Below are 12,799 nucleotides of genomic sequence, written 5' to 3'. Positions count from 1 at the left end.
GGCTTCGGCCAGGCAGCGCGCATGGCTATTTGCCGGCCTCGAAGGCTTGTGGGTATTGGCGGCCATACCAGTTGCGCGCCGTATCATGATCCAGCGACAGAAAGGCGCGATAGCCAGGCAGCAAGGGATAGCAGGCTGCCAGCAGCAGCAGGCCGGCACCGAATGCCAGATAGATTTCTGCCACCCCATGTTGCAGTAGCAGCAAACCCGCCATGGCCGGGCCCAGGGTGCCGGCCAGATGCATGACCATCAGGTTGCTGGAACTGAAGCGCCCACGAAAATCTTCGGGCACCGCCAACAGGCGGTGGGTCTGACCCACCAGTTGCACGACCGACAAGCACAGGCCAGTCGCAAAGAAGCAGAGTGGCAAGGCTATGCGCACATCCAGTACACCCACCAGGCCCAGGGCCATGCCCTCCCCCATCAACGCGCCCACAGCGGCCCGATAGCGGCCAAAGCGTTGGGTAGCCCAACGTGCGGCCACTAGGGCCCCCAGCAGCATGCCTGCAGAAAGCGCCGCCTCGCAGGCGCCCAACCAGGCTGGCGAAAGCGACAACGACTGCACCCGCAGAGGAATCAATATGCCTATGGCCGGGCCAAAGAACAGCATGGTCAGGAAAGCCAGCCCTGTCCAATAACATTCTACCGGTATCACCCACTTGGCTCGTAGGCCGGCAAGCAGCTCCCGCCCCCAATGGCGCTGCCGTATTTGCGCCTGGTAGCTGCCGGTCGGAATGCGGAAAGCCGCCCAGGTGGCCACGGCAAACATCACCACATGCAGCCACAAAGCCGCCTGTACACCAGACCAAGCCAGCACCAGGCCTGATAGTGCAGGCCCCAGCATGCGGCCCAGCGATTGGGCGCTCTTCTGCAGGCTGAGGGCATCGGCGAGCTGCTCACTGCCTACGAGCTCGGCGGTGATGGTCATCGCAGCGGGCTGCATGACCGCGATGGCCACCACGGCAACCATCTCCAGCGGTATCAGTACCCAGAGCTGATAGGGCCAGAACTGCGCCAGAAGCGACAGCAGCAGGGTCTCGACCGTCAGCACGATCAATCCGCTTCCCAGCAGGGTGCGCTTGGGATGACGATCACTCAACGGCGACAGCAGCGGCATGGCAACGAAGATGGTGACCGACATCATCACCCCATAGATAGCCAGGTCCTTGGCGCCGCCTTGCTCTGCCACCCACCACATCACGGCGATATGGCCCACCAGCATGGAGAGCACCGTCAATACCTCGCTCACCAGCAGTAGCCTGAACGGTTTCCCCAATGCCGCCATGCGTTGTCTGTTTGCCGCCAGCATACCCACCCTCCTGATACCCGCCAGCATCGCACTCTGGCCCAGGGCTTGCACAAGCGCAGACTCGGGTGTTAGGACTTGCCACTCATGGGTGATCCGCTGTCGGATTCGGCCCGCCGGAAAGCACCGGGGAACTGCCGCCCATACCAGCCACGTACCTCATCATGGCCCAACGCAAGGAACTCGCGGTAACGCGGTACCAGGAAATAACCAAAGGCGAAGACAAACTCAGCGAGGCCGAACACCACATAGACCTCGCGTACCGGTATGGATGTCAGCGCAATGCCGGCCAAGCCCGGCCCCAAGGTGCCGGCGATCTGCATGACCATCATGCTGACGGCCACGATGCGGGCACGGAAATCCTCGGGTATGGCCAGCATGCGATGTGTCTGGCCCACCAGCATGACCATGGCCAGCCCGACACCGGTTACGGCATAGCAGATCACCAGCAGGTAGGGGTTGCTGGTAAATCCGGCCAAAGCCAGTGCCAGCCCCTCCAACATGATGCCGCCTATGGCAGCTCGATAGCGCCCCAGGTAGTCGGCCAGCCGGGCAGCAATACCCAGCGCCCCGGCCAGCATACCTAGCGATAGAGCCGCCTCACAGGCCCCCAACCAGGCTCCCGACAAGCCCAGTGACTGCACCTTGAGGGGCACCAGCATGCCCACTGCAGGCGTAAAGCAGACCATGACCAGAAAGGAAATCGCAATACGCCCACGCTCTATGGGTATGCTCCAGGTGGCGCGAAGGCCAGCCCGCAAGTCCCGCCACCAGCGCTTGGCGCCCCCTTCGCCAGGGTGTCTGGCAATGCTGGGGATACGCCAAGCCAGCATGGCTGCAGCCAGCACCATCACCCAGTGCAGCCACAATGCAGCAGCCGTGCCAGACACCGCCAGCGCGGTGCCCCCCAGCACCGGCCCGATCAAACGGCCAAAGGCCTGGGCACTTTTCTGCAATGCCAAGGCGTCGGCAAAGCGTTCGGCCGGGACCAGATCAGCCGCGATACTGAGCGATGCCGGCAGTATCAGCGACATGGCGATCACCGGCAGTGCTTCCAGCGCAATAACCAGCCAGAGATGGTAGATGCCCAGCGTAGCCAGGGTGGCCATGACCGCACCTTCGGCCGCGAAGATCAACAAACCCAGGGTAATCAGCAGCCGCTTGCTGTAGCGGTCGCCCAAGGGCGACAGCAAAGGCATGGACACAAAGGCGACAACCGCCTGCACCACCGCATACAAAGCCAGATGGCCGGCGCCACCCTCGTGGACTATCCACCAGGGCACCGCCACACGGGCCACCATCATGGCCAGCAGCATCAGTGCATCGCTGAGCAGCAAGGCTCTAAAAGGCAGGCCTACCGCATCCAGGCGCTGCCGCAATCCATCCAGCATAGGGGTTTAATCCAGGCGGCATCGCCCTGGCAGGCAATGCGAAATGTGGGTCGGCGACTGTACACCGAATCGCCCTCCCTTCACATCCTCGACAGCTACCTGCCCAGCATGAACCGGCACACGGCAGCCCAGGTTGGCGTTAGCCCACCATCGCCGCCAGCACTTCCACCGCCTGTCGCATCTGCGCCTCGGTATTCAGCAGATCAGGGCACAGGCGCAAGCCTGCAGCGCGGGCATCGCCGTTGATACCGGCAGTCTTGAGCTGGCTCGCCAAGGCCATCGGGTCTGCATGCGGAATCGTAATGAAGGCGCCAGCCTCCTCCCCCACACCAAAATGGCGGATGCCATGGGTGCTCAGCAGGTCCGAAAGGTAGCCCTTTTGCTGCAAGGAGTAAGCCCTCAACCTAGCCACGCCCATTGCCGTCACCAAGGCCAGACCTGCGCGGGCCTGATAAAAGCCTAGCGGATTGAAAGTCGATTCCAGCCAGGCGTCTCCACCAGCAGCGAATTCTGGCGGCATGGGCCGCCGATAGGCAAAGGGCTGGCGTTTGGCAAACCAGCCGGTATCCAGTGTGGTGTGGCCCGCATCCAGCATGGTTGGCGACACATACAGCCAGCACACGCCTGGCCCGCCACGCAAATACTTGTAGCTGCCAGCGATCGCATAGTCCACGCCCAGCGAGGCCAGGTCCAGCGGCAGCACACCATAGCCGTGATACACATCAAGCAGTACCCGCACGCCACGTGCATGGGCCGCAGCAATCAGGCGTGGAATATCCTGCAAGACCTGCCCACTGGCAAAGAACACCTGCGACACCACCACCAGATCCATGCCATCGAGCCTGGCGATCAGCTCATCCACCTGTATCAAGCCTTGCGCATCAGGCACCACCCAGTGCAGTTCGGCACGCCCCTGGGCGGCATACTGTTTCAGGATATGGTCTATGGAATCGAATTCGGCCTCGGTGCTGAGTACACGCGGGGTGCCAGCGTAGCTATTGAGCACAGCCCGCAAACCCTGGCCTGCGCTGGTCTTGGGGACGATGCAATCGCCGCGCGCCACACCCAGCAAATTGGCCGTCGCCGCCCGCCAGGCTTCCATCTCTGACCACCATGGTCCCCACGCATCATCCAGCTGTTCAAACCAGGTAGCACTGCCTTCGGCCATGTCCGCCGCAGTAGCATCCAGTGGCCTGCCCAGTGAGTGATTGGCCAGGTAGATCTCGTGGCTGTCTCGAGCCAGCACCTGCTTGAACAAGGGGTGGATATGCGCGGCCAGTGCCGGTTCAGACAATGGACCATCGCCCAATGCGGCGACAGCATGGGTAATGTGGGTGTGAGTGGCAGTCATTCGGGCTCCGATATAGAACCAATACCGGCAAAGCAGGGATACGCCATGCCGGCATCGCAACAGCCGCCAGGCAAGATCAACTGTTCGTCATCCCACCTTAGGGATGGCACGAATACAAGACAGCGCTGGCGGCTACGTGAAAGCCACCATGCTATACGGAATGATGCAGACTATGCACGGGGAGTGCGTGGGGCATGCCGTAGTCGCGCGCCTCTTCCCCCCATATGCCTACCAAGCTTACCTCGCCGGGCAAGGCTGCGGCGCTGAGCGATTGCTGTATCGCATTGCCGGCGATACTAGTATCGCGCAAGGCCGGTTCAGGCAAGGGTGTACCTACCGGCGTGAACAGGCTGCATATCCAGGGCGTATCCAATTGCTCGCCCTGGTCGCATACCACCCCTATCTCGCCACTCGCCAGTTGCACAACCGTACCCAAGGGATACAAGCCCATGGCGCGAATGAAGTAGGAGGCAATCTGCACATCGTAGTACTCGCCATGGCTGATCAGCAGATCCCGCAGCACTGCCCTGGATTGGCCGCCCTGCCGCGTATCGGGATGATCCACGTGAAAACAGAACAGATCCGCCAGTGCAATCAATTGCGCCGCGTCCGATACCCCACGCTCACGCAAACGATGGGCCGGATCACCTCCTTCACGCAGAATATCGGCCTGGCGCGCGCTTTCCAGCCAGCGCTGATCATGCACGCCCAGGCGTGGCAGCAGATCACCCAGATCAGGCTGACGCAAGGCAAGTACAGATGACAACGTGCGCGGTGCCGCCTGTACGTCGAGTTGCAAGCTCAAAGCCGCCGCCAGCAAAGGCGCTTCAGTTTCCTCCAACCCACCCATGCCACGCCATACCCGTAGCACCACGCAAGCGGTGTAAATGGCCTGCCGGGCAGCATACGGGCCATCACGGCACAACATCACCATGGCAGTCGTCACATCGCGATCACGCTGCCAAGCCTCTTGTACCATATCTGCAACCGCTAGTATCTCGGACGAAAAATCACGGCAGGCTGCAGGGTTTGCCAGCACCGGCGCCAAGGTGGCGATCGCATGGTTTATCAGTTGTCTTGCCGTTCTGGGTGGCTGCTGCCACAGCAGGAGTTCGTCCACATACAGTCCGGCGGCCAGCCAGCGAGCCCAGGCAGGCTGTGCTTGCGGCACGCTACCCATCGCCAGGATACGGTGCCCGGTGTGATCCAATACGTCACAACCCAAGGGCAAGCTCGCATCCAGTTCATCAGGGCGTATCCTGCGCATGATCCATCCTCCGCTCTAGTCGCCGCAGATTAACGATCAAGGCACACGGCCTTTGCGGCTATCTTTTGGTGATGCCTCGTTCAAATCGAGTAGTTCGAGTAATCAATGGAGCTATTGGTCGCCTCCGGCCTGCCCAGTGACTGCGAAGCCAGACGGAAGTCCCTGGCTTCACTACCCCAGATAGCTTCCATGTCGATCGCGATATCCACATCCATGCTGCTCAATGCATCCTGTATGGCCAAGCCGGGCTGATGAGTATCTCGCCGCAGTGGCGGCGAGTGTGCGGAGCCATCGACGGCCAGCAAGGCATGCACCCAGGGTGCATCTACCCGCTCGGTACGACCGCTGACCACGCCTATCTCGCCATTGGCCAGCCTGACCAGGGTACCGATGGGGTATACCCCCAATGCCTTGATGAAGTAGGCCGCCAGGGTCACATCAAAGTGCCGCCCTCGCTCTATCAGGACATCCCGCAAGACAATCTTGGTGCTATCGGCACGGCGATAGCCGCGCTCGCTTACCCGGGCACAGAAAAGATCCGCCAACCCGACTATCTGTGCAGCCGGCGATATCTGCTTGCCCTGCAGATGGTGTGGGTAGCCGCTGCCATCTATGGCTTCGTGATGCTCGGCCACCGCGCGCAACCAGACTTCGTCGTCCACACCCGCATTGCGCAAGCGCTCCGCACCGGCCAGAGGGTGGCAACTCACCCGCACCTGCTGCGATGGCGTCAATGCCTCGGTTTGCCTCGCCAGCATGTCCTGCAAATCCAGCATGCCGATGTTCATGGTCAGTGCCGCCGCCAGCACTGGCAGGCGCTCCGGCGCCTGTGGGCCCATGGCACGCAATACGCCGGCCGCCACGCAGGCGGTATTGACGGCATGCCGTACCGCGTAGCGACCACCATGGCGCAGTACCACCGTTGCCATGACAACACCGGCCCCCTGCTCCCAGGCGCTATCTATCTGGCGGGCAATATTAAGTACCTGTTCGGCAAAATCGGCTGGTGGTTGGGGTTGCCTCAGCAGCACGGCTAGCAGGTAGTAGGCATGCAGCACCTGCTGCATGGCGGACTCCGGTGGCTGGTGCCAAGTCTGGGTGGATTCGATGTAAATGCCGAGTTCAAGCAGCCGATCCAGTTGCGCCTGAGTCTGTATATGCCCGCCTTCGGCAAGCAACAGGATGCCTTTGTCGTTGTAGACATTCCATTGCAGCGGCTGTCCTACGCTGATATCGCCATGTCGGATACGGCGCTGGATCATTTCCTCTCTCCAGCAGGGGCTGTGCGCCAAGCGCGTCACTACCCTCACCCGCGGCCGATTTATTATTTTGTACGGGTAGCGCTATGTACTCTACCGTACGCCGGTATGAGGCCGCTGTTTGATGCTAGCTCGTTCGCTATAGAACATGGTCATAACATGCTAATTTTCTTACGAACGGTTGTCCCTGTGAATATAAGCGGTATTGCAAATACAACAGATACCCCGGGCTTCATTTTTCTTGCAGACCATGGCAATGGCAGCAAGGTTCCCGACGACTGCGCCGAGCAAAGGGCCGCAGCATGCCCCTGCTCAATGCGCAGCCAGCAGTTACAACGAGACGGCTAAAGCACCGAACGTACCTGGAACAGTTCCGGGAAGAAGGTCAGCTCCAGCGCCCGCTTGAGGAAAGCGACGCCACTTGAACCACCGGTACCTTGCTTGAAGCCGATGATGCGCTCCACCGTTTTCATATGGCGGAATCGCCACAGCTGAAAGGCTTCCTCCACATCCACCAGCTTCTCTGCCATCTCATAGGCAGCCCAGTGATCGTGTGGCTTCTGATAGATGGTCTTCATCACGGCCACCACCCCATCGCTTGCCACATAAGGCTGACTGAAGTCACGCGCCAGCCGGTCGGCGGGGACGGCAAAGCCTTGCCTGGCCAGATGCTGCAGGAAAGCATCCCACAGGCTCGGCGCATGCAGGTCGTGCTGAATCTGGGCATAGAGCGCCGGATCGTACTTGAACACCTCTGCCTGGCCTGCATGCTTGTTGCCCAGCAAGAACTCCAGGGTACGGTACTGATACGACTGAAACCCCGACGACTGGCCCAGCACCGGACGGAATTCAGCGTATTCCGATGGTGTCATGGTTTCCAGCACGGCCCACATATTGAATAGCTGCTGCTGTATCAGCTTGGCCCGCGACAATATCTTGAAGCAGGGTTCCAGCTCGTCGCGCGCAACATGGTCTACCGCCGCACGTAGTTCATGTATCAATTGCTTGAGCCAAAGCTCTGATACCTGATGCTGCACGATGAACAGCATTTCGTCATGGTGGGGCGGGTTGGAGAGTGGCTGTTGTGCCGCCAGCAGTTGGTCCAACCGCAGGTAGCCGCCGTAACTGAGCCTGTCGGTGAAATCGGTCTGTATGCCGGCTTCCAGATCGCGTTGGTTTTGCATGGCGTAAGGCCCCTGATTGAAAGGCCGCGATGATGCGCCGGACCAGGCTTGCACTCAAGCTGCGCTGCGACATGAACGACAACTGGCATGGATACCAGCCCGACAAAATGCCAGACGCTACCCAGTCAGGCGCCATCCCGCCTCGCCTGATGGGCGTTCTGACGCAAGCCGCCTGCAAAGGCGCATTGCGCTGTCTATAGTGCTGCTTGGCAATAGAAGAATAGCCGTCAACGACACCCCCAACACCTTGCTTCTACGCAAGCCCAGGGGGTTGCTGGCGGTGCCACAAGCCATTCTGCCATTGGGGAGGTACTCATGATTTACCGTTCCATGTTGATCCGCAGTCTGCTATTTGGCGCTGCGCTGGCAAGCACGCAACCCAGCCTGGCGCTGGACAAACCGGTTGGGCGCACGGCGCTCACCATCAGCGGTAAGGTCGGCAAGCCCAACGATGGCCCCCGTGCGGTGTTTGACATGGCCATGCTGGCCAAGCTGCCACAACAGACCTTCACCACCAAGACGCCCTGGTACCCACAACCGGTCAAATTCACCGGGCCCCTGCTGCGCGATGTACTGGCAGCAGCGGGTGCCTCTGGCAGCAAGATCGTGGCGGTTGCACTCAACGACTACAAGACCGAAATCCCCTTTGCAGACGCCCAGCAGCATGATGTGATCGTGGCGCGATTGATGAACGACAAGCCCATGCCAGTGCGTGAAAAAGGCCCCTTGTTCATCGTTTACCCCTTCGATACCAAGACCGAGCTGCGCGCCGAGATCTACTACAACCGCTCTGCCTGGCAGCTCAACGCCTTGCAGGTGCAATAGCCGCCATCGCCAGCATGTTCCGCGGCAAATACCTGCTACGCCTTATCGTGGCCAGCCTGATGCTGGTCTATATCGCCATCGGCGTCATCCAGTACCATCAGTTCCAGAACATGGGCCAGGTGATGCGGCGGGGTGATGACAACGCACTATGGGCCTTCCTTCAGCTCAATGTGGAATACCAGCGCTTTGACCATGCGCTGCATCAGCGCCTGTTCGACCCTGCCGGCATGCCGGTGGAGGATCTTCAGCTGCGCTACGACATTCTGGTCAGTCGCCTGGGCGCCATCGAAACCGGCACCGCCAGGACACTGCTGACCGACCAGCCCATATACAGCAAGGCTGTGTCCGAACTGGCCGCATTTGTAGAAGTTGGCGATCGCTACCTGGGCATGAGCGCCGACCTGCCCATAGACGCATCTGGTATGCAGGCCCTGCGCGAAAAGTTGGGTACGCTGCGAGAGACAGTGCAGGAACTGGCCTATACCGCATCCCGCGTATCGGCCCAGGTAGTAGACGAACGCAACAACGAAGTCCGCAACCAGGCCATACAAACCACGGCCCTGACCGCTTTTCAGTGCGTGCTGACCTTTTTGCTGGCCATCGCCATGGCCCAGCAGTTCCGCAAGCGCGAAAAAGCCAAGGCAATTGCCCTGGCAGCCCAGGCAGAGCTGGTCGAAACCCTCAAGCGCAATGAAGAGGTGCTGGAGGTCAGGGTAGCCCAGCGCACCGGCGAACTGGCACTTGCGAACGCAGCACTACAGGCGCATGAGGTCGAACTGGAAGCGGCCCGTGCCCGTGCCGAGGATGCTTCACAGATGAAATCGGATTTCCTGGCCAATATGAGCCATGAGATCCGCACCCCGATGAACGCCGTCATCGGCATGAGTCACCTTGTGTTGGGGAGTGAGCTGACCAGCAAGCAGCGGGACTACGTGGAGAAAATCCAGCGTTCAGGACAGCACCTGCTGGGTCTGATCAATGACATTCTCGATTTCAGCAAGATCGAGGCAGGCAAGCTGCATGTCGAGAGCATTGAGTTCGAACTGCACGAAGTGCTGGAGAACGTAGCCAACCTGATAGGCGAAAAATGCGCCGCCAAAGGGCTGGAACTGATCTTCGATATCGACCCGGCGCTACCGAATGACCTACTGGGTGACCCCCTGCGGCTGGGGCAGATACTGATCAACTACGCCAACAATGCGGTCAAGTTCACCGATAGCGGCGAAATCGTGGTGCGGGCGCGCAAATTGGTCCTGGAAGACGGCACGGTACTGGCCCGTTTCGAGGTGCAGGATACCGGCATCGGGCTTAGCCCCGAGCAGCAATCCCGTCTGTTCCAGTCCTTCCAGCAGGCAGACAGCTCCACCACCCGCAAGTACGGCGGTACCGGCTTGGGTCTGGCTATCTCTCTCAAGCTGGCGGAGCTGATGGGCGGCCAGGTCGGCGTGGAGAGCGAACTGGGGCGCGGCAGCACCTTCTGGTTTACTGCGCGGCTGGGCGTAGGTGTTGCCAAGGTGCGGACCTTGCTGCCTGCCCCCGACTTGCGTGGCCGCCATGTACTGGTCGTGGACGACAACCCGCAGGCACGCCACATCATTGCAGAGATGCTGCGTAGCATGACGTTTGAAGTAGGCGAGGCAGAATCGGGCGCACAGGCACTGAGCATGAGCCAGGCAGCGCAGACAGCAGGCCAGCCGTATGAAATTGCCTTCCTGGATTGGAAGATGCCGGGCATGAACGGTTTGGAGACCTATCAGCACCTGGCACTCCAACCCCAGCCCCCCTACCCCGTCATGGTGACTGCCTATGGCCGTGAAGAGGTCTTCCACGAAGCTGAACGGGCTGGCATACGCCTGTTACTGGTCAAACCAGTCAACCCTTCGCTGCTCTTCGATGCCGCCATGCGCGCCCTGGGTGGCGAGGCGGTAGATGAGGCACCGCGCCGCAGCACCAGTGTCGGCCATACCGACCTCTCCACCCTACGCGGAGCACGGGTACTGCTGGTCGATGACAATGATCTGAATCAGCAGGTGGGCCGCGATCTGCTTGAGGGTGCAGGCCTGGTGGTCGAGGTCGCTGAGAATGGCCAGGTATCGCTCGACATGCTGGAGAAGGCCAGCTACGACATCGTACTGATGGACATGCAGATGCCTGTCATGGATGGCCTGACTGCCACCCGCTTGCTGCGCGAGCGCCCCGAACTGGACAAGCTGCCCATACTGGCCATGACAGCCAATGCCATGAGCAGTGACAGAGATCGCTGCCTGGAAGCCGGCATGAATGGCCATATCGCCAAACCCATCGACCCGGATGAGCTGTTTGACATGTTGCTGCAATGGATACCGGCGCGCGCCGCCCCGCTGGCAGCGCCCATCCCCGCCCCGGTGTCTGCAGCGAGTTCGCCATTGCCCGAGCCAACCAGCCCCGACCCCCTGGCGGGTATTCCTGGGTTGGATGTCGTGGCGGGCATGAAACGGGTGCTGAACAAGCGCCCAGCCTACGAGGGCATGCTACGCAAATTCATCAGTGGGCAAGAGCAAGCGGTAGCGCAAACGCGCGAGTACCTGGCAGCCGATCAGCGCGATGACGCCCGCCGGATCATGCATACCCTCAAAGGGACAGCCGCCACCATAGGCGCTCCGACCCTGTCTGCCCTGGCCGGGGAGGTTGAACAGGCCTTGATGGAAGGTGTATCCGCCGGCGAGATCGAAACCATGCTGCCGAAAATTGAGGCTGACTGCCTTGCACTAATCGCCGCCCTCGCCCAAGCCCTGCCCAAGCAGGTCGAGACGATGGAGGCCGCCGATGTGGACTGGATCGAGGCCCGACGCTTGATTACGCAGCTGGACCAGTTGCTGGCTGACGACGACTCCGATGCCATCGAACTGTTCGAAAACCATGCCGGCCTGCTCAAGGCGGCCCTAGGACCACACTACAACACGATTGAACGCGCCATCAGCAGCTACATCCTGGTCGATGCCCTGGCGGCCCTGCGCGCCGCCAAGGCGCAGACGGCCGCATTGAGCGAGGAAACCGAAGCATGAGCAACCCATTGGATTTCACGGAAAAACATACGGTACTGGTGGTGGACGACACACCAGACAATCTCTCGCTGATGAGCGGGTTGCTACGGGCCGCCTACAAGGTCAAATTGGCACCCAACGGCGAACGGGCCTTGCAGATTGCAGCGGGTGAAGGCAAACCGGATCTGATACTGCTCGATATCATGATGCCGGAGATGGACGGCTACGAAGTCTTGCGCCGCCTGCAAGCAGACGGTGCTACCCGCGATATCCCGGTGATCTTCCTGACCGCCATGAGCGCCAGCGAAGACGAAAAGATCGGCCTGGACCTGGGCGCAGTGGACTACATCACCAAGCCCATCAACCCAGCCATTGTCCTGGCGCGGGTGCATAACCACTTGCAACTCAAGGTGGCGCGCGACTTCCTGCGTGACCAGAACACCTATCTCGAAGCCGAGGTCGCCAAGCGTACTGTGGAAGTCATCGCGATACAGGATGTCACCATCCGGGCCATGGCTTCGCTGGCAGAAACCCGCGACAACGAGACCGGCAACCATATTCGCCGCACCCAGTTCTACGTCAAGGCCCTAGCGCTGCACCTGCAGCCGCACCCTCGCTTTGCCGGCGAGCTAACCGAGTCAGCCATAGAGTCCTTGTTCAAATCCGCCCCATTGCACGATATCGGCAAGGTCGGCATACCTGACCGCATCCTGCTCAAACCCGGGCGGCTTGATCCCGACGAGTTCGAAATCATGAAAACCCACACTACCCTGGGGCGCGATGCCATTGCCCGGGCCGAAGCCGAGCTGGGGCGCACCATTCCCTTCCTGCGCTACGCCAAGGAGATTGCCTATGCACACCAGGAGAAATGGGATGGTTCAGGCTATCCGCAAGGCTTGGTGGGTGACGACATACCGATGTCAGCCCGCTTGATGGCGGTAGCCGATGTCTACGACGCCCTGATTTCCAAGCGCGTCTACAAACCCGCGTTCTCCCACGACAAGGCCAGCGACATCATTCGCGAAGGACGTGGCAGTCACTTTGATCCTGATGTAGTGGACGCCTTTCTGAGCATACACGAGACCTTTCGGCAGATTGCTGCACGCTATAGCGATGGCGAGGAAGCGCTGATTGCAGAAACTGAACGACTTGCCAGCGACTACCCCACCGACCATGTCGAAATCAAAGGCTGA

At 60.5% G+C, this 12,799-nt stretch carries 9 protein-coding genes; 3 read left to right on the top strand and 6 right to left on the bottom strand.

The annotated features are described in order from the left end of the window. Positions 1 to 25: 25 nt before the first annotated feature. From QQK16_RS07710 to QQK16_RS07685, 6 genes are all read right to left on the bottom strand, one after another. Positions 26 to 1,309 (bottom strand): MFS transporter, encoded by a 1,284-nt coding sequence (locus QQK16_RS07710; protein ID WP_284195868.1) that lies wholly within the window; start codon positions 1,307 to 1,309, stop codon positions 26 to 28. Positions 1,310 to 1,377: 68 nt separating this feature from the next. Next, complete coding sequence (locus QQK16_RS07705; RefSeq protein ID WP_284195867.1) at positions 1,378 to 2,697, bottom strand: MFS transporter; 1,320 nt, start codon at positions 2,695 to 2,697, stop codon at positions 1,378 to 1,380. A 139-nt stretch (positions 2,698 to 2,836) separates the two neighbouring features. Next, the gene (locus tag QQK16_RS07700; RefSeq protein ID WP_284195866.1) at positions 2,837 to 4,048 is read right to left on the bottom strand and encodes an aminotransferase class V-fold PLP-dependent enzyme; all 1,212 of its coding nucleotides are present in this window, start codon (positions 4,046 to 4,048) and stop codon (positions 2,837 to 2,839) included. Between the two features lie 151 nt (positions 4,049 to 4,199). Continuing rightward, positions 4,200 to 5,315, bottom strand: coding sequence for a hypothetical protein (locus tag QQK16_RS07695; protein ID WP_284195865.1), 1,116 nt, complete (start codon positions 5,313 to 5,315; stop codon positions 4,200 to 4,202). An 80-nt stretch (positions 5,316 to 5,395) separates the two neighbouring features. Then, the gene (locus QQK16_RS07690) at positions 5,396 to 6,577 is read right to left on the bottom strand and encodes an HD-GYP domain-containing protein (protein ID WP_284195864.1); all 1,182 of its coding nucleotides are present in this window, start codon (positions 6,575 to 6,577) and stop codon (positions 5,396 to 5,398) included. A gap of 341 nt (positions 6,578 to 6,918) precedes the next feature. Beyond that, complete coding sequence (locus QQK16_RS07685) at positions 6,919 to 7,758, bottom strand: tryptophan 2,3-dioxygenase (RefSeq protein WP_284195863.1); 840 nt, start codon at positions 7,756 to 7,758, stop codon at positions 6,919 to 6,921. A gap of 315 nt (positions 7,759 to 8,073) precedes the next feature. Here QQK16_RS07685 and QQK16_RS07680 point away from each other — a divergent pair, with 315 nt between their 5' ends. The 3 genes from QQK16_RS07680 to QQK16_RS07670 are packed head-to-tail and all read left to right on the top strand — an operon-like array spanning position 8,074 to position 12,799. Beyond that, positions 8,074 to 8,583 (top strand): molybdopterin-dependent oxidoreductase, encoded by a 510-nt coding sequence (locus QQK16_RS07680; RefSeq protein WP_308446999.1) that lies wholly within the window; start codon positions 8,074 to 8,076, stop codon positions 8,581 to 8,583. A gap of 14 nt (positions 8,584 to 8,597) precedes the next feature. Then, positions 8,598 to 11,627, top strand: a complete 3,030-nt coding sequence (locus tag QQK16_RS07675) for a hybrid sensor histidine kinase/response regulator (protein ID WP_284195862.1) — start codon at positions 8,598 to 8,600, stop codon at positions 11,625 to 11,627. Beyond that, positions 11,624 to 12,799, top strand: coding sequence for a response regulator (locus QQK16_RS07670; RefSeq protein ID WP_284195861.1), 1,176 nt, complete (start codon positions 11,624 to 11,626; stop codon positions 12,797 to 12,799). Before QQK16_RS07675 ends, QQK16_RS07670 begins: the two co-directional genes overlap by 4 nt.

This window comes from Chitinimonas prasina, assembly GCF_030160395.1.
Taxonomy (GTDB): domain Bacteria; phylum Pseudomonadota; class Gammaproteobacteria; order Burkholderiales; family Chitinimonadaceae; genus Chitinimonas; species Chitinimonas prasina.
Note: the sequence above shows the minus strand (reverse complement) of the source record. Positions and strands in the feature narration are given on the sequence as shown.